The 17,710-nt window shown below is 63.2% G+C and carries 17 protein-coding genes; 13 read left to right on the top strand and 4 right to left on the bottom strand.

Annotated elements, in window-relative coordinates:
* Window positions 1-2 precede the first annotated feature (2 nt).
* From ONR57_RS20540 to ONR57_RS20525, 4 genes are read right to left on the bottom strand one after another with little or no spacing between them, the layout of a single operon-like run.
* Complete coding sequence (locus ONR57_RS20540; RefSeq protein ID WP_374116503.1) at window positions 3-1,175, bottom strand: Rieske 2Fe-2S domain-containing protein; 1,173 nt, start codon at window positions 1,173-1,175, stop codon at window positions 3-5.
* Window positions 1,172-1,699, bottom strand: a complete 528-nt coding sequence (locus ONR57_RS20535) for a flavin reductase family protein (protein ID WP_265125573.1) — start codon at window positions 1,697-1,699, stop codon at window positions 1,172-1,174. The genes ONR57_RS20540 and ONR57_RS20535 overlap by 4 nt, the downstream gene beginning before the upstream one ends.
* The gene (locus ONR57_RS20530) at window positions 1,696-2,571 is read right to left on the bottom strand and encodes a VOC family protein (protein ID WP_265125572.1); all 876 of its coding nucleotides are present in this window, start codon (window positions 2,569-2,571) and stop codon (window positions 1,696-1,698) included. The genes ONR57_RS20535 and ONR57_RS20530 overlap by 4 nt, the downstream gene beginning before the upstream one ends.
* On the bottom strand, window positions 2,568-3,713 hold the full coding sequence (locus ONR57_RS20525) for an acyl-CoA dehydrogenase family protein (protein WP_265125571.1): 1,146 nt from the start codon (window positions 3,711-3,713) through the stop codon (window positions 2,568-2,570). Before ONR57_RS20525 ends, ONR57_RS20530 begins: the two co-directional genes overlap by 4 nt.
* 134 nt (window positions 3,714-3,847) lie before the next feature.
* On the opposite strand from ONR57_RS20525, the gene ONR57_RS20520 reads away from it, so the two are divergent.
* From ONR57_RS20520 to ONR57_RS20460, 13 genes are all read left to right on the top strand, one after another.
* The gene (locus ONR57_RS20520) at window positions 3,848-4,639 is read left to right on the top strand and encodes an IclR family transcriptional regulator (protein ID WP_265125570.1); all 792 of its coding nucleotides are present in this window, start codon (window positions 3,848-3,850) and stop codon (window positions 4,637-4,639) included.
* Window positions 4,640-4,664: 25 nt separating this feature from the next.
* Window positions 4,665-5,882, top strand: coding sequence for an acetyl-CoA C-acetyltransferase (locus ONR57_RS20515; RefSeq protein WP_265125569.1), 1,218 nt, complete (start codon window positions 4,665-4,667; stop codon window positions 5,880-5,882).
* Window positions 5,883-5,957: 75 nt separating this feature from the next.
* A complete protein-coding gene (locus tag ONR57_RS20510; protein WP_265125568.1) occupies window positions 5,958-6,845 on the top strand; it encodes an alpha/beta fold hydrolase in 888 nt (295 codons plus the stop codon).
* A complete protein-coding gene (locus tag ONR57_RS20505; RefSeq protein WP_265125567.1) occupies window positions 6,842-8,506 on the top strand; it encodes an FAD-binding protein in 1,665 nt (554 codons plus the stop codon). Before ONR57_RS20510 ends, ONR57_RS20505 begins: the two co-directional genes overlap by 4 nt.
* Before the next feature lie 54 nt (window positions 8,507-8,560).
* On the top strand, window positions 8,561-9,748 hold the full coding sequence (locus tag ONR57_RS20500; protein WP_265125566.1) for an acyl-CoA dehydrogenase family protein: 1,188 nt from the start codon (window positions 8,561-8,563) through the stop codon (window positions 9,746-9,748).
* Between the two features lie 5 nt (window positions 9,749-9,753).
* Window positions 9,754-10,536, top strand: coding sequence for a 2-keto-4-pentenoate hydratase (locus ONR57_RS20495; protein ID WP_265125565.1), 783 nt, complete (start codon window positions 9,754-9,756; stop codon window positions 10,534-10,536).
* A 9-nt stretch (window positions 10,537-10,545) separates the two neighbouring features.
* Window positions 10,546-11,436, top strand: coding sequence for an acetaldehyde dehydrogenase (acetylating) (locus ONR57_RS20490; RefSeq protein WP_265125564.1), 891 nt, complete (start codon window positions 10,546-10,548; stop codon window positions 11,434-11,436).
* Between the two features lies 1 nt (window position 11,437).
* Window positions 11,438-12,472, top strand: a complete 1,035-nt coding sequence (gene dmpG / locus ONR57_RS20485) for a 4-hydroxy-2-oxovalerate aldolase (protein WP_265125563.1) — start codon at window positions 11,438-11,440, stop codon at window positions 12,470-12,472.
* A 10-nt stretch (window positions 12,473-12,482) separates the two neighbouring features.
* Window positions 12,483-13,466, top strand: a complete 984-nt coding sequence (locus ONR57_RS20480) for a 3,4-dihydroxy-2-butanone-4-phosphate synthase (RefSeq protein WP_265125562.1) — start codon at window positions 12,483-12,485, stop codon at window positions 13,464-13,466.
* A 27-nt stretch (window positions 13,467-13,493) separates the two neighbouring features.
* On the top strand, window positions 13,494-14,771 hold the full coding sequence (locus tag ONR57_RS20475; RefSeq protein ID WP_265125561.1) for a hypothetical protein: 1,278 nt from the start codon (window positions 13,494-13,496) through the stop codon (window positions 14,769-14,771).
* 13 nt (window positions 14,772-14,784) lie between these two features.
* The gene (locus ONR57_RS20470; RefSeq protein WP_265125560.1) at window positions 14,785-15,294 is read left to right on the top strand and encodes a TRAP transporter small permease; all 510 of its coding nucleotides are present in this window, start codon (window positions 14,785-14,787) and stop codon (window positions 15,292-15,294) included.
* Complete coding sequence (locus ONR57_RS20465; RefSeq protein ID WP_265125559.1) at window positions 15,294-16,736, top strand: TRAP transporter large permease; 1,443 nt, start codon at window positions 15,294-15,296, stop codon at window positions 16,734-16,736. The genes ONR57_RS20470 and ONR57_RS20465 overlap by 1 nt, the downstream gene beginning before the upstream one ends.
* The gene (locus ONR57_RS20460) at window positions 16,733-17,710 is read left to right on the top strand and encodes an alpha/beta hydrolase (protein WP_265125558.1); all 978 of its coding nucleotides are present in this window, start codon (window positions 16,733-16,735) and stop codon (window positions 17,708-17,710) included. The genes ONR57_RS20465 and ONR57_RS20460 overlap by 4 nt, the downstream gene beginning before the upstream one ends.

Below are 17,710 nucleotides of genomic sequence, written 5' to 3'. Positions count from 1 at the left end.
CACTAACGCAACGAGGCTGGAATGACGGAGAAGGACACTCCGTTGGCGACGTTCTCGGCCACTTCCCGCTTCCAGACTTCGACCGCGCGGGATGTATCGATCTCGAACTCGAAGCGGTCGGTCATTTCAGGCGTGACATCTTCAGCATCGACATAGAACTGCTGATACCACCGGCGCAGCTGGTAGACCGGTCCGTCCTGGTCGCACAGGAGCGGGTTGTCGATCGGGGCTTTGTTCTTCCAGATCTCGACGTCCTGCTGGAAACCCAAACCAACCGCGTCAGCTACCTGCGCGGCCACCGCATCGGATTCCTCATCGCTCATGCCGGGGAACTTTTTGACGATCGCGCCCCACTGCAGCATGAAACTGTTGTTGCTGATCGGGTAATGGCAGTTGATGAGGACTGTCTCACTGGTGACACCCGCGGCGGTGTTCCATAAATAATCGATCATGTAGGACGGCCCGTAATACGCTGCTTCCGAACGCTGTGCGATCTCGTCGGTGGATCCAGGGACAAAGCCCAGTTCGGCATCCGCACGCGTTGTCCCGTTGAGGTACTGGGTAGCCACGTGACCCTCAAAGACGTTCTTGAAGTACTCCGGCAGCGCGTAGTGGACATAAAAGAAGTGCGCCATATCCACAACGTTGTCGACGATCTCGCGGCAATGCGAACCCTCGACGCGCAAGCTGTTCCACGTCCAGTTGCTCCACTCGTCGCTGAACGCGCCCTCGATACGAGGAATGGTCATCTCTGGCGGCGGAGGCGCACCTTGCGGGTCATTCCACACAAACAGCTGCTTGTTTTCTTCCAGCGTGATCCACGCTCGCGTACGTGCACCACGCGGAACTCGTTTCGCGTAAGGAATCCCCGCGCATTTACCGTCACCGCCCCAGCGCCAGTCATGAAAAGGACAGGCAACCGCGTTTCCCTTCACTGTGCCATGAGTGAGGTCACCACCCATGTGCGGACAGTACGCGTTGAGGACATTGAGCTTGCCGTCATCGCCCTGGAAAACGACGAGTTTGGTGCCGAAAGCCTCGATCGCGTGCGCCTTGCCATCTTTGAAGGTGTCGGCGAGCCCGAGGCAGTGCCACCCGCGCGCGAACCTGGCGGGTGGTGGCGCGGCTTCGATCGTGCGAACCGTTCGGCCAGCGGGACTGGTTTGGATAGTCACTGCTTTCCTCCTTGGGCAGCGGAAACGCCGAAATGGGCTGATGCGGAGCAGAACTGGCCACCAAAGAAGAGCAGTGGGTCACCTTCGCGATGGTCATGCAGTTCCTGAACCTCGCCGATGACGATGCGATGGTCGCCGCCGGGATACACACCGCTGATACGGCAATCGATGGTGACGAGAGCGCCCCCGAGGTGAGCGGTCCCTAGATTGGATTTGTGCCATACAACGCGCCGAAACTTGTCAGGTGAGCCCGGGACCGCGAGGTTCCGGCACACGTCCCGCTGATCCGCGGCGAGGACGTTGACCGCGAACCGTCCAGTGGGCGCGATGCGCGCCCAGCTCGTTGACGCATCGGCGACACAAAACAGCACGAGCGGTGGGTCCAGTGACAGCGACGAGAAAGATTGGCAAGTGAACCCGGCCGGACCTGCTTCGTCAACCGAGGTGATGACGGTGATACCAGAGGCGAACCGACCGAGGACACGCCGGAAGTCCGCGGGAGAAGCCGGGCTCAGAGTGCTCATCGGTGGCCCCAGTACGCGTCTTCGGTGATCTCTTTGGCCGTCCAGGTCGCGTCATCAACAAGAATTGCGTCAGTGCCGTACTCGACTTGGAAGCCGCCCGGGGTTGCGGCGTAGAAGGACACCATCTTGTCGTTGGTGTGGCGTCCAAGGGACTGCATGATCGTGATATCCCGCTCATGGAAACGGTCCAGAGCACGTCCCACGTCGTCGAGGGTTTCGAGTTCCACCATGAAGTGGAAGATCGCGGCGGGGAACGGCGCTTCACACAAACCAAGGCTGTGATGGCGAGGGTTGCAGCCTAAGAACCGCACCCAGTTCATCGCACCTTCCTCACCACCAATGGCCGCGGCGGGGAATCGGAGTGAATCGCGGTGCCGGAATCCGAGTACGTCGGTGTAAAAGGTGAAGGACGCGTCGATGTCGGCCGCGGAGAGCACGATGTGTCCGAGCCCAAGGTTCCCGGTGACGAAGCGTTCCGCATGGGGTGTGACAACGGGGCTGTGGTTCAGCGCGGGCCCGCAGTAAATTTCAAGGTGATTGCCGTTGGGATCGTCGACGTGAATCAAGCGCTCGACGCGTCGGCTAGCGGCTTCCTCTGCAGAACCGGGCTTGACGGCATGACCCGCGGCTTCCAGCCGGGCAACGGTATCTTCAAGTGCCCGCCGGTTCGGCACTTCCCATCCTGCGGCGAGGAGCCTGTCGGTGTCACCCGGGATGAATTCGAAACGCGCAGCCTGCTCGTCCATCCGGAAGTACAGATGGTCCTGCGCGGGCCCAGTCGTCTCCTCGAGACCGAGGACGTCAGTGCCGAAGCGGCGCCACTCGTCGAGCTTGGCGGTCTCGAACCTCAGGTATCCGAGTGAATGGATCATTCTTCCTCCAGGTGTTGAGTGGTGTGATCGACGGGTGTGAGTCCGCCGTCTTCGAGAACAGCGCGGCTGTAGCGGGCTAACTCCGCCGTGCTGCCGGAAGGCAACCATGCGCGGGCCGTATGAATGTCGCGCCAGTGGCGCGTAACAGGATTACTGACGTTCAGCGCCTGGGACGGAGCTCCCCGGGCACTCTCGACGAGAACTGACGTCGCTGTGGTTGCTCGCGCGAGGGCGACGTGATGGTCACGGCGAGTACGCAGGAGAAGTTCTTCTGGGATGTCTTCATGAGCGATCGTGTGCGCGACGATGTCGCAGAGGTTGCGTGTTATCAGTAGCCACGCGGCGTCAATATCGCTGGCCGCAGCAGCGAACCGAACGAGTTGGTGCGAGTCGGGTTCGCTGCGCGGCAACATGGTGTACTCGGCAAACGCGCCTTCTGCCATGCCGATCACAGCGGAAGCAAAGACGGCCCCAGCCACTGCGTCCGCCGGTAGCCGGTACAGCGGGGCAGACGACGGCGGCAGATGCTCTATGCCTGCCCCGCTACCGAGCACCCGAATCCGGTGGGCACCGACCATGCTGTCCACCACCACGGCGCGAGATAGCGCGCCCCGCAGGCCTAAGCGAGGCTCATCGGATATCACCGTGTACTCCCCTGGCGCGAGCAGAACCGCAGTCTCGCCGCTGCCTGCGAGCGCTCCCCGCACGACGAGCCAGTCCGCGTGCTCGCAACCGGGAATGCCCGCCCATCGCCCGCGTACGAGGTAACCATCTGGCGAAGGCGTGATCGTGCCGGAGGAACTCACGCTCGACGACATCATGGTGTCAAACGCCGTTCCCCACATTTCCTCTTGTGCTTCGTGTGGGAGTAACGCAGCGCGCCAGGGCGTAACAGCGAATGCGGCTGCGAGGACACCAGTGGAGCCACATGCTTGGGCGACATCTTTGATTGCGGTGCAGCACGTCAGCAATTCGCCTTCGATGCCCCCAAACTCTCTGGGCCGAAGCAATGCGAATAAGCGAGTCTCGTTAAGTTCCTTGACCGCAACGCTCGAGACCGTCTGACCCTCATCGGTGCGCTGCGCTCGTTCCCTGATGCCAGGCAGGAGGTCACGCACCGAGTCGAGCACGAGTTCAGACATACACAGCCTCTCCGCAAGTCCCGAACCAAAGCCGTAAAGAAATGAGACAATGATGTCTCATGTGGGTTACAGTACGTACGTAACCCAAATCACACACGCAGTTATCCCGCTGTCCGGGACAAAGGAGCGGCCACATGCCTGTCCCCGCTGTCGCAACCGAACCCGAACTCGAACCGTCCATGCTGGCCCGTGCGGCGCGCATTCTCTACGCGTTCGGCAGTGGCCCACCCGAACAGTCCCTCGCGGACCTTGTCCGCAAAACTGGACTGCCACGGTCCTCGGTGCACCGGATTCTTAACCAGCTCGTTGCGCTGCGTGCGCTCGAACGGTCGGAAAACAACTACCGGCTCGGGATCGGCATCCTCGAACTCGGCGGCCTTGCCGCCCACCACAACCGGCTCCACGAGTGCGCCCTGCCGCAGCTTCACGCGCTGCACGGCAGGACCGGCCTCGCTGCGCATCTTTCCATCCTTGACGGCCACGAGATCTTCTACATCGACAAGGTTGGGGTTCTGCCGCCTGGGGTGGATCCGTCGCATGCAGGCGGGAGGCAGCCCGCGTACTGCACAGCCTCCGGCAAAGCAATCATGGCGTTCTCCGCACCACACCTCACTGACCAGGTAATCGCCGCGGGCACGCCACCGCGCACCAGCGCTACCCGCGACGCGCAACAGCTACGCCGCGAACTCAGCCAGGTGCGCGAACAGGGAATCGCGTTCGACCGCGGGGAGAACTATCGTGGCATCCACTGCCTCGCCGCTCCCATCCGGGACAACGGCGGCTATGCAGTCGCCGCCGTCTCGATCACCGGCCCGCGCGATCTGGTCAGACACCGGTCATTAGCCAGCCTTCTGCTCACATCCGCTCAGCGAATCGGACGGGCATTTGCGTCCGGAAGGAGGTACCCGGCATCCTGTGTAACCTAGCAAGCGTTAGGTTGACAGGAGGGTTATGAGAGAAGCAGTTATCGTTGCGGCAGCCCGCTCGCCCATCGGCAGGGCACATAAAGGGTCCCTGCGCGAGTGCCGCGCGGACGATCTCGCGACCGCCGTCACCCGCGCGGCACTAGGCCAGGTACCCGAGCTCGACCCCGCAGACATCGAAGACCTTCTCGTCGGCTGCGCGCAGCCAGCCGGTGAGCAGGGCTACGGCTTGAGCCGCATGATCGCGCTCGGACTGGATCTTGACGCCCTCCCCGGCACAACCGTCCAGCGCTACTGCGCCTCGAGCGTTCAGACCACTCGCATGGCCGCGCACGCGGTCCTTGCCGGGGAGGGGGATGTCTTCATCTCAGCCGGCGTGGAGGTGGTCTCCGGGTACACCCGAGGGAAAGCGGATGGGATGCCGGATACCGGCAACCCCAGATACGGCGACGCGACCAAGCGCACACAGGCCATCGCCGAGGGCACGCTCGAATGGAAAGACCCCCGCATCGACGGCGAGCTGCCCAACCCTTACGTCGCGATGGGCCTGACAGCCGAATTCGTTGCAGCCCAGCGCGGTGTGTCCCGCCGCTCTCAGGATGAGTTCGCAACACTGAGCCAGAATCGCGCTGAGGCCGCCGTGACTGCCGGGGTTTTCGCAACCGAAATCGTCCCCATCACCACACCCGATGGCTCGGTTGTTTACACAGATGATTCACCGCGACCCGGAGTGACTGCTGAAAGCCTGGCGATACTCAAGCCCGTTTTCCACCGCGACGGCACTGTCACCGCCGGTAACTGCTGTCCCCTCAACGACGGGGCCGCAGCACTCGTCGTGATGTCAGACCAGAAGGCTTCGGATCTCGGCATCACACCACTCGCCCGGATCGTTTCCACCGGGGTGTCTGCACTCTCCCCCGAAATCATGGGATTAGGCCCAGTCGAGGCGTCACAGCAGGCGATGCGCCGCGCGGGGCTGAGCATCGGCGACATCGACCTGGTCGAGATAAACGAGGCCTTCGCCGCGCAGGTGCTCCCAAGCTGTGACGACCTAGGCGCCGACCTGGACAAAGTGAACGTCTATGGCGGTGCGATCGCTCTCGGCCACCCCTTCGGCATGACTGGTGCCCGCATGACCGTAACCCTGCTCAACGCGCTGCGCCGCCGTGACGAGACGCTTGGCCTCGTGACCATGTGCGCAGCCGGAGGCCAGGGCATGGCGATGATCGTCGAACGCGTCAGCTGACGTAGTGAATTGAGTCTTCCGATGAGCGGGACACGCCGTAGCTAGCGTGACCTGCCACACCGTAGCGTCCAGAGTGTGACGGAGCTAATAGACCGCGTAACTTATGACGCCACCTTGCGTGAACTCCCCACGGGGCGAGGGGTTCTCCGCTACCACGAGGCTGGCGCAGCGCACCTCCCTCCGCTCCTGCTTCTGCACGGATCAGGCCCCGGTGTGAGCGGGTGGCGCAACTTCGGTGACAACCTCGCGAGCTTCGCGCCCCACTTCCGTTGCCTTGTCCTGGAACTCCCTGGATTTGGGGTGAGTGACGGGACCGGCGAGCACCCGATGGTGGGTGCACTCAGTGCCGTCACCCGTTTCCTGGACGGGCTGGGGCTTAGCCAGGTCGATGTCATCGGCAACTCGATGGGCGGCATCATCGCCAGCCAGTTCGCTTCAGTACAGCCGCAACGGGTGCGCAAGCTGGTAACGATCGGCGGAATCGGCCGGAACCTGTTCAGCCCGGGACCAAGTGAGGGCATCAACCTGCTGGTCGAGTTCACTGAGAACCCCACTCGTGAACGACTCGTCGAGTGGCTCAACTCGATGGTGTTCGACCGCAGTCTCGTCACTGACGAGCTGATCGAACAGCGCTGGCAGCAGGCAACCGACCCCGCAACGCTCGCCAGTGCCCGAAAGATGTATGGGCGTGCCGCCCTCCAGGCAATGGTTGCGGCGATGAACACGTCAGACGCCCCGCCCCCGTGGGCGATGCTCCACAAGATCACAGCACAAACGCTCATCACATGGGGGCGCGACGATCGCGTCAGCCCCCTCGACATGGCGATCGTGCCGATGCGCACCATTCCAAACGCCGAACTTCACGTGTTTCCGGACTGCGGACACTGGGTGATGATCGAACAGAAATCCGCCTGGGAGTCCGTCGTTCTGGCTTTTCTCACCCGCAATGAGGAGCGACCATGACCCCCGACAGCACGCCCGCTTTCGATGACGAATACGACTTCGTCGTGATCGGTTCCGGTGGCGGCGGGATGGCGGCGGCGCTCACCGCCGCCCACGAAGGAGCGTCGACCGTCGTTGTCGAAAAGGCCGCCTCATTCGGCGGCTCGACCGGACTTTCCGGCGGCGCCATCTGGGTCCCAAACAACCCGGAGCTGCGCCGGCGCGGTCACAACGACTCACGCGAATCGATCCTGCGCTACCTGGAACTTCTCACCGACGGGGAGGTGCCGCGCGAGCGGCTCGAAGCCTACGTCGACTACGGGCCCGATGCGATGGCGCTGCTCGAACGAAGCCCATGGCTCGCATTCCTCTGGGTTGAAGGATATTCCGACTACCACCCGGAGTTTGAGGGCGGCCGGCCCGAGGGACGGTCTGTCGAGGTACCGCCGTTTGATACTCGCAAGCTCGGCGCCCTCGAAAATGACCTTGGCCCGAACCTGCTCGTCGGCCCAATGGGGTTGTGGATCACGTCAAAGGACTACCACCACATGGCGATGGTCACGCGAACATGGAAGGGCCGCAGCATGATCGCCGTATCCATGTGGCGGGTGCTGAGTAACCTTTTCCGCCGCCGCCGCATGGCAACCGGTGGCCGGGCGCTGGTCGCGCGGATGCGCCTCGCGTTGCGCGACGCTGGCGTGCCCCTTTGGCTGAACAGCCCGATGACCGGGCTCATTCAGGACACCACCGGCCGCGTGACCGGTGTGACGATCGAGCGTGACGGACGGCCACTGCGCATCGGTGCGTGGCGCGGAGTGCTCCTCGCTACGGGCGGTTTCGAGCACAACGCCGAAATGCGTGACACCTACCTCCCCGATGGCGGGCAGGCGAACCACAGCCTTGGAGCTCCCTCGAACACTGGTGACGGCATCAACGCCGGCATTGAACTCGGCGCCGCGATCGACTTCATGGACGATGCGTGGTGGATGCCCTCCGTCGAACGTCCCGGTGGCAGCACGATTCCGCTCGTTTCTGAACGTGCCATCCCCCGCCAGCTCATTGTGTCTAGTGACGGCAACAGATTCACCAACGAGGCCGCACCGTACGTCAACTTCGTACACGACCAGCTCGAAGGCAAACATCTGCCAGCCTGGTGCATCATGGATGCCCGCACGCGCACCCGGTATCCGTTCGCGCAGATCATGCCAGGCGGCAAGATCCCGCAGCCGTTTTATGACGCGGGAATCGTGCACCGGGCCGGAACGATGAGTGAACTCGCTCGCAAGATCGGGGTGAACGCCGAGAATCTCAGTGCTTCCGTTGCACGCTTCAATACCTTTGCCGCGCAAGGCAAGGATGAGGACTTCTCACGCGGGGACAGTGCGTATGAGCACTACTACGGAGATCCCACGCTGCCGAACCCCAACCTCGATCCAGTCGGCAAAGCACCGTTTTATGCGTTCCGCATCGAGGTTGGTGATCTCGGCACTAAAGGCGGACTCGTGTGTGACGAGCACGCCCGGGTGCTCCGTGAGGACGGGGCCCGCATCGACGGACTGTACGCCACGGGCAACACATCCGCGTCGGTCATGGGACGAGAATATGCCGGTCCGGGAGCAACTATCGGACCATCCATTGTCTTCGGCTACCTCGCTGTCCTGCACGCACTAGGCCAGCGCTGAACTTTCTCAACTACTGAATCAGCCCACTCGCGCGGGCAGAAAACGAGGTGTGACATGTCTACCAATCCCGTACTAGAGTTCGTCGACCAACATGCAGACCAGTTCGCGGCGACTGCCGCCAGCAGCGAGAAGCTCGGAAAACTCGACGACACCGCCGCCGCGTTGCTGCGTGAATCCGGCGTCATGCGGATGCTCGCCCCAAAGCAGTACAGCGGTGCGGAAGCACACCCAGTCGAGTTCGCCGAGACCGTCATGCGGCTCGCGAGCCTCGACGGCTCACTCGGCTGGGTCGCCGGCATCGTGGGTGTTCATCCCTGGGAACTCGCGATGGCCGACAAACAGGTCCAGCATGAGGTGTGGGGCGAGGACCACAATGTGTGGCTCGCCTCGCCGTACGCACCGATGGGCATTCTGCGCCCCGTCGACGGTGGCTACATTTTCAATGGACGCTGGCAATTCTCCTCCGGCACCGACCACTGCGACTGGATCTTCCTCGGCGCGTGGCTCGGCGATGAGTCCGGGGAGAAACTGCCCAGCATGGAGATGATCCATGTGCTGCTGCCACGCAGCGACTACCAGATTGTCGAAAACTCATGGGATGTCGTCGGCCTCCGCGGGACGGGCAGCAAAGACATCATCGTCAAAGATGCCTTCATCCCCGACTACCGCGTCATCGAGTTCAACAAGCTCATGGACGGCAGCCAGGTGCGGGGGGCGGGACTGGAAAACCCCACGTTTCACGTGCCTTACACCACGATCTTCCCGCTGGGAATCACTGCGGCGGTGATCGGCATTTGCGAGGGCGCACTCGCGCATCACCTCGACTACCAGCGTGATCGCGTACAGATTGTCGGCACCGCAGTTCGTGACGACCCGTACGTGCTGTCAACGATCGGCGATGCGGCCGCCGAAATCCATGCCTCGCGGGTGACATTGCTGGACAACGTGTCTCGACTCTATGACAAGGTCGACGCGGGTGAGGAGATCACCTTTGCTGACCGCGCGCAGAGCCGGCGCACACAAGTGTCTGCCGCGTGGCGGGCAGTGCGCGCGATGGATGAGATCGTCGCACGGTCTGGCGGCAATGGGTTGCGTATGGAACATCCGTTGCAGCGGTTCTGGCGGGACGGCCATATGGGTCTCGCTCACGCGATCCACGTGCCCGGCTCGGTCTTCCACGCCTCTGCCCTGGCTTCGCTGGATATTGTTCCTTCGCCCGGCCCACTCACTTCGATGATCTGATCGCCATGCTTCTTCTCTCTCAGCGCGGCGACGCCGCCGCACGTCTCGAGACCGCGGAGTCGCAGCGCCGACCCATCGCACCTCTCAGTGAATCGTTCCCCGGCATGACGGTTGAGGACGCCTACGAAATCCAGCTGGTGAACATCCGGCGCAAGCTCGCCGCAGGCGATGAGGTTCGTGGCCACAAGGTCGGTCTGTCGGCTATCGTCATGCAGCAGATGATGGGCGTCGACGAGCCTGACTACGGACATCTCCTCAGCTCGATGGAACTCCACGAGGATCTTCCCGTCGATCTCAGCCGGTACTGCTATCCCCGCGTGGAAGTCGAGATCGGGTTCGTGCTCGGCGCGGACCTCCCCGGCGAAGAATGCACCGAATACGACGTTCTGGCCGCCGCCGAACGGGTGGTACCAGCCCTCGAACTGATTGACAGCCGCATCCGTGAGTGGCGGATCACCATAGTGGACACCGTCGCCGACAACGCCTCTTCGGCCGGTTACGTCATCGGGGACGGCGCCCCAGTCGACGGGCTCGACCTCACCATGATCGACGCCACGCTGTTCCGCGGTGACGCGGTTATCGCAGCGGGAAGATCGGATGCGGTGCTCGGTAACCCTGCCACCTCAGTGGCGTGGCTCGCCAGGAAAGTCAGCCCCTACGGGGTTCGGCTGCGCGCAGGGCACCTCGTTCTGCCTGGCTCGTGCACACGCGCCATCGATGTCCTGCCGGATTCGAGCTACACCGCAAAATTCTCTGGACTCGGCTCTGTTTCGCTCTCTTTCGTTTAAGGAAAACCGATGGCTACAGCGGCAATTGTCGGTCCCGGCAATATCGGGACCGACTTGCTTTACAAACTATTACGCAGCGATGTCATCACACCGCGGTACATGGTCGGTGTTGACTCGGAAAGCCCCGGGCTCAAGCGGGCCGCGAAAGCCGGTCTCGAGGTGACTCACGAGGGGATCGACTGGCTGCTGAATCAGCCGGAACTGCCCGACCTGGTATTCGAGGCGACGACTGCGTACGTCCACCGCGCAGCGGCCCCGAGATACACCGAGATGGGCATCCGTGCAATCGATCTCACGCCCGCCGCAGTAGGTCCGGCCGTCATCCCCTCCGTGAACCTGAAGGAGCATGTGAACGCTCCGAACGTCAACCTCATCACCTGCGGCGGACAAGCCACAATTCCGATCGTGGCGGCGGTGTCGCGTGTCGTACCAGTCGATTACGCGGAAATCGTTGCCTCGGTGGCATCGCTGTCCGCTGGACCGGGGACGCGTGCCAACATCGACGAGTTCACGAAAACGACAGCGCGCGGACTGGAAACGATCGGCGGGGCCCAAAAGGGCAAGGCCATCATTATCCTCAACCCAGCCGAACCACCAGTTCTCATGCGAGACACCGTGTTCTGCTCCATTCCTCCCTATGCGGACCGGCAGCAGATCAGCGAGTCGATCGTGAGCATGGTCGCCGACGTCGCGCAGTACGTACCCGGCTACCGGCTTAGGGCGGAGCCCCAGTTCGATGCCCCGACAGCTATCAGCGGTGGCATGGCCCGCGTCGCAGTGTTTCTGGAGGTTGAAGGCGCAGGGGACTTCCTGCCGCCCTACGCGGGCAATCTCGACATCATGACCGCAGCGGCAGCGCGGCTGGGTGAAGTTTTCGCGCAGCTCAAGGGGGCGAACTGACATGTCTACTCCGTCAATCCGGATCACTGACTCGTCGCTCCGCGACGGCTCGCACGCGAAGCGTCATCAGTTCTCCATCAACGATGTTCGGCAGATCGTCCGCGCCCTCGATCACTCGGGTGTTCCCGTCCTCGAGGTCGCGCACGGGGACGGTCTCGGCGGATCGTCATTCAACTACGGCTTCTCAGCCACCCCCGAACTCGATCTGATTCGCACAGCGGTCGAGACCGCCGAGCGGGCGAAAATCGCGTTCTTGATGCTGCCCGGTGTCGGCACGAACGACGACATCAGGGCAGCGCACGACAACGGCGCAGCCATTTGCCGGATTGCCACGCACTGCACGGAGGCGGACACCTCGGTTCAGCATTTCGGTACCGCCCGCGACCTCGGGCTGGAGACCGTTGGTTTCTTGATGATGTCGCACACCCAGCCCCCCGAGAAGCTCGCGAAGCAGGCGAGAATCATGGCTGACGCGGGCTGCCAGTGCGTGTATGTCGTTGACTCCGCGGGTGCGCTCATCCTCGAGCAGACCAGCGACCGGGTTGCTGCCCTCGTTGGCGAACTCGGCGGCGACGCGCAGGTCGGCTTCCACGGTCACGAGAACCTGGGGCTGGGGGTGGCGAACAGTGTCGCCGCGGTCCGGGCTGGCGCGGCACAGATCGACGGCTCTGTTCGCCGCTTCGGCGCGGGCGCCGGGAACACACCCCTCGAAGCATTCGTCGCGGTCTGCGAGAAGCTGGGAATTCCAACCGGTATTGACGTTTTCGCGATCGCTGATGCCGCAGAAGATGTCGTCCTGCCCATCATGGACGCTGAATGTCGCCTCGGTCGGATGGAACTGATGATGGGGTACGCCGGTGTGTACTCGAGCTTCCTGAAGCACGCGGATTCGCTCGCCGCCCGCTACAAGGTTTCTGGAGCGGAGATCCTCGTCGACGCGGGCAGGCGGGCGCTGATCGGCGGGCAGGAAGACCAGTTGATTGAAATCGCCGTGCAGATGAGCGAGCAGCGCGCTCTCGCGGGCACGGCGCGATGAAGGATTAGCAATGAACACCCTCAGCGTTCAGGATGCCTTCGTCGCTGTAGCGGCAGGCAGCGCGGTCCTGCTACTCGACGGCAGCACCGGTTATCTCGTGTTCGCAGCAGAACGCGCGACCACCGAACTCGTTGCGTTCGCGGTGCGCCACTCGCCGGGTTACCTTCGGGTCGCGCTGCCGGGTACGGCTTGCGACCGCTTGGACCTCCCCCCTGTCTGTCCGGCGCCGGACGCTCGCACCCCCGCGTACACCGTTAGCGTCGACGCGGCGCACGATATCGGCACCGGCATCTCCGCGGCCGACCGGGCCAGAACCATCCGGCTATTGGCCTCCGCCACCACGCAGCCGGACGAGTTGACCCGGCCCGGCCATGTCGTCGCTGAACGCGTTCAGGATGGTGGCTTGCTGAGCCGCAGTGGGCCTGCGGAGGCCGCTGCCGATCTCGCCCGGCTAGCAGGACTGCAGCACTGCGGAGTGGTCACTGAGCTCGTCAGCCCACTGGATCCGTGCCGCATTGCGAACGCAATTGAGGTGCGGGCCTTTGCGGCACAGCACGGACTCGCCGCTGTAGCGGTCACTGATATCACAGCCTGGCGGCGTGATGACGAAAAGTGGGTGGAACAAGTCACGTCCGCTCGAATTCCGACAGAGTTCGGCGCCTTTCGCGCTATCGGGTACCGCAGCACCATTGACGAATCCGAGCACGTCGCGCTCGTGTGTGGCGATACCCCGTTCGGCACCGGCGAGGTACTCGTCCACGTCCACCGTGAATGCGCCGCTGGCGACATCTTCGGATCGCTCGCCTGTGAGTGCCGCTCTCGACTGCGCGAGGCGATGCGCACCATCGCGGCGCACGGCCGCGGCGTAGTGCTCTACCTGCGTTCGAGTGAGGAAGCATCCAGCGCCGTCACAACGCAGATTCTCACCGACCTCGGTATCCACTCGTTCGCGGCGGCCTTCGCGCTGTCGCACCGCGTACGCGAACCCGCCTGACCCATATCTGTTGATGGAGAACACGTCATGACGAGCACACGAACGCTACGCCGTAAAACGCTCGCCGGTGCTGCACTAGCAGCCCTCACGATCACCGCGACCGCGTGTGTGGCCGACGGGGGCACTGCGGGCAGCGCAGACCGCACCGGGGTAGTCGCAGGCGCCTCCAAAGACGAGTACATCGCCGCATTCGAAGACATCCCGCCAATCCACCTCACCACGCAGCTGCCCACAAGTCCGGGTGATGCGCAGGCACTCCACATTGAGACCTATGCAGAGGCGCTCAATGAGTGGTCGGGCGGGAAGATCACGATGGAGGTGGCGTACGGCAATTCGATCGCCCCACCAGACCAGGCACCACAAGCCCTGGCTGACGGCAGACTTGATTTCGACTATGTGTACGCGGTTTATGAGCCGTCCCGCTACCCCGCGCATGGCGCGCTCGCCAACGCGAGCTTCCTCGGTGACCACACACCCGTCGCTGGCACACTCGAAGCCCTCGGTGGCTACCTGGAAGCTGCACTCGCCACACCAGAGATCATGGCGGAAACCGAACGTGAGGGCGTCAAACTCCTCCTTCCCTGGGGTGCGGCAACCAGTTCCGGACTGATGTGCACGCAGCCGCGCGCGTCACTGGCGGAGTTGAGTGGCGCACAGGTCCGCGTGGGTGGCGCCGCGTTCGCCCGCCAGGCTGAAGCACTCGGCATGTCGCCTGTTTCGCTGCCCTACTCGGAGATCTATCAGGCGCTGCAGCGAGGCACGATCGACTGTGAACTCCAGGCGCTGTGGACGCGCTACATCGTCGGCACCGTACCGCTCGCGCCGAACTACACCATCGATTCCGATGTCGGATTCGCGCGGCTCTTCTATGGACTTGGCTTCGGGAAAGCGAAATGGGATTCGCTGCCGCTAGTAGCCCAGCAACTCATCTACGACCGCCTCGACGTGTACATCGAAGTGATGCTGCGCGAAGGTATCTGGAACACGACGATCGGAGCGGCTGAGCTCATCGACGAGAACGGCGGAACATATAGTTCCTTCAGCCCCGACGTCGCCGCGGCTCTCACCGAAGTCAATGCGCAGATGCTGGGCGAAGCCCGCCGCAGCCCCGTACTCGACGGTGACGCACTCGTCAGCAGCCTGGAGGACGCTCTGCAAAGGTGGCGCGGTGTCGTCGCCGAACTCGGCTATCCCGGCGTGAGCGATGCTGAGTTCCTCGACTGGTACACGTCCAGCGAGATCGATCTCGAACCGTTCATGGATCGTCTGCGTGAGGACGTTCTGTCCCAGCACCGGCCATCGTGAGGGTGTTCCAGCGATGACCGCTCTCTCCGCATCCCGCCGGCCGCGCAACGTTGTCGGTGCGCTCCGGGTGGCAACGCTCGCTGTGGCAGCCACCGGCCTCATCATCATGATGCTGCATATTGTGCTCAACGCCGCGTTGCGCACATTCGTCAATGCACCGGTCACCGGGACCAACGAGATCGTCAGTTACTGGTACATGCCGCTGGTGGCACTCTGCGGTTTCGTGCTGGCCCAGCGGGACAGAGCACACACCGAGGCTCGGGTGCTTTTCAATCGGTTGCCGGCGCGGCTTCAGCGGGAGACACACTGCGCGGGTTTGCTTCTCGTGGCAATCGCCTGCGCGGGCTTCGCGTATTTCGGGTTTCGTGAAGCGCTCCACAGCCAGCACCTTGGGCTGACTGGCGGGGTGACGGGGGTTGTGATCTGGCCCGTCACGTTTCTTGTTCCCCTGATTTTCGCTGCTATAACGGTGCAGGTCCTCGCCGAAGCGGTCTCAACTGCGAGGGGGTCACGGTCATGTTGATGACGCAGGAAACAAGAGTCCTCACCACGCGCCACGAATGGCTGATCCGGGCCGCGATCATCACCGCGACTGGCGTGTGCGTCATCCTCATACTCGGGCCGTCCACCCGCGAAACGGTGGGCGGTGCGGCGGTCACCTTGATGCTGCTGCTCGTGTTCCTGAAGGTGCCGATCGGGATTGCACTCACCGCCCCCGGCGTGCTGGGGCTTTACGGGCTGTACGGCCCCGCGGCGGCCACCAGCCTGCTTGGTCGGCTCCCCTACGACACGGTGGCGAGCTGGGAGCTGAGCGTCATCCCGATGTTCATCTTCATGGGTGTGCTGTTGTGGCGGGCTGGCGTGACGCAACGCGTGTACAGCGCTGCACGAGGACTGATCGGCTGGATGCCGGGCGGCCTCGCGGTCGTCACGAACGGCGCAGGCGCAGGCCTGGCAGCTGTCAGCGGAACCACCGTCGGCACGGTCCACGCGCTGGCACGCATCGGTGTTCCGGAGATGCTGCGCGCAGGCTACGACCGCCGTCTCGCCGTCGGCTCAACGATCGTCGCAGGACTTCCGGGACAGGTGATTCCGCCGAGCATCTTCCTGGTGATCTACGCGGGGCTAGCGCAGGTGCCGGTAGGTCAGCAATTGATCGCGGGCGTCGTTCCGGGACTGCTCATGGCCGCCTTCTTTGCTCTCACTGTGATCGCGATATGTACCGCCCGGCCGCAGCTGGCAGGAGTCCGCACCGGCAGCTCTCGCGATCGCTTCCGGGCGAGGGAGCTGCGCACCGCCGCAACACTGTGGCCACTGCCGACCCTCATTGTCCTCGTGCTCGGTGGGATGTACACCGGTGCGGTGACGGTGACCGAAGCAGGCGCCGTCGGTGCGCTCGGAGCCACCCTGCTCGCGCTGTGGTACCAGCGCAAGGACCAGCCCTGGCAGAAGGTCGCCACAGCCACCACGGACACGCTGAAAAGCGTCGGGACGATCTTCTTCCTGTTCATCGGGGCGATGGCGCTCGCCCGGGTGCTGTCCGTGTCTGGCATCGGGCCGGGTTTCGCGCGGTGGGTCGGTGACATGGGGTTCACCCGGATCGAATTCCTGCTCATCATCCTCGTCACATTCGTGATCATGGGTATGTTCATGGACCCACTTTCGATCATGCTGCTGACGGTCCCACTGCTCATCCCGGTGGTGGCGGAGCTCGGTATCTCACCGCTGTGGTTCGGGGTTTTCGTCGTCATCCTCGCGGAAGTTGCGATCATCACGCCCCCGGTCGGGGTGCTGGCGTTTATCGTCCATGATCTCGTCAAAGACCCGGACGTCAGTCTCGGCCAGCGCATCACACTCGGGGATGTTTTTCGCGGCATCGCGTTGTTCCTGCCCGCAATTGCAGTCTTGTGCGTCGTGCTGATCGCGGCACCCGGGCTCGCAACATTCCTGCCCAGCCATATGTGACGGTTCATGCTTCGGAGGCAACAGTGTTAGACCAGGAAATACGCACAGTTCTCGACTCACTCAATACGCATTTCCCCCGCGTTGAAGAGATGTCAGCGCAGGAGGCGCGCGCAGCCGTCGCCGCTCGGCGGCTGCCAGTTACCAATCACAACGCGGTAGAGCAGTCGGAGGACTTCCAGATCCCCGGCAGCGGCGGACCCCTCCCCGTACGGATATACGTACCCCATGACGCCGAAGGCCAACAGCTGCCCGTGGTGATTTTTCTGCACGGCGGCGGGTTCGTGTTCTGCGATATCGACAGCCACGACGCGTTCTGCCGGGAACTGTCCCGCGGCGCGAACGTGATCGTGCTCTCGGTCGGTTACCGGCTTGCACCGGAACACAAAGCCCCAGCCGCGGCTGAAGATGCCTGGACTGCCCTGGTGTGGGCGTCGGAGAACGCGGACCGGATCGGTGGCGACCGGGAGCGCATCCTCGTGGCCGGTGATAGCGCGGGCGGGAACCTCGCTGCTGTCGCGTGCATGATCGCCACCGAGCGTGGCGGCCCACATGTTGCGGGGCAGATTCTGCTGTATCCGGTGATCGATCCGTCGTGCAGCACGTCGAGCTTTGAACGTTTCGGGACGGGGTTCTTCAACACCGCCGAAGCAATGCTGTGGTACTGGCAGCAGTATCTGCCTGACTGGTCGCTTCCCATTCCGGAACACCACGTCGCACCGCTTCGCGCGCCAGACCACTCGGAGTTGCCGCCCGCCATCGTCGTCACCGCCGGTCTGGATCCGCTTGGCGATGAGGGCATCTACTACGCCGAAACGCTCGCCGCAGCAGGTGTTCCCGTCATTCATCGGCGGTATCCAGACCTGTTCCACGGTTTCGCCACGATCCTCTCGCTGCGCGCCGCGGATTCGGCTCGGGACCTGCTGTTTCGTGACATCAAAGCGCTACTCAGCCAAGCCCACCTTGTTAGGAAGTGA

This window comes from Hoyosella sp. YIM 151337 (genome assembly GCF_026041215.1).
In the GTDB taxonomy this organism is placed as follows: domain Bacteria; phylum Actinomycetota; class Actinomycetes; order Mycobacteriales; family Mycobacteriaceae; genus Hoyosella.
Note: the sequence above shows the minus strand (reverse complement) of the source record. Positions and strands in the feature narration are given on the sequence as shown.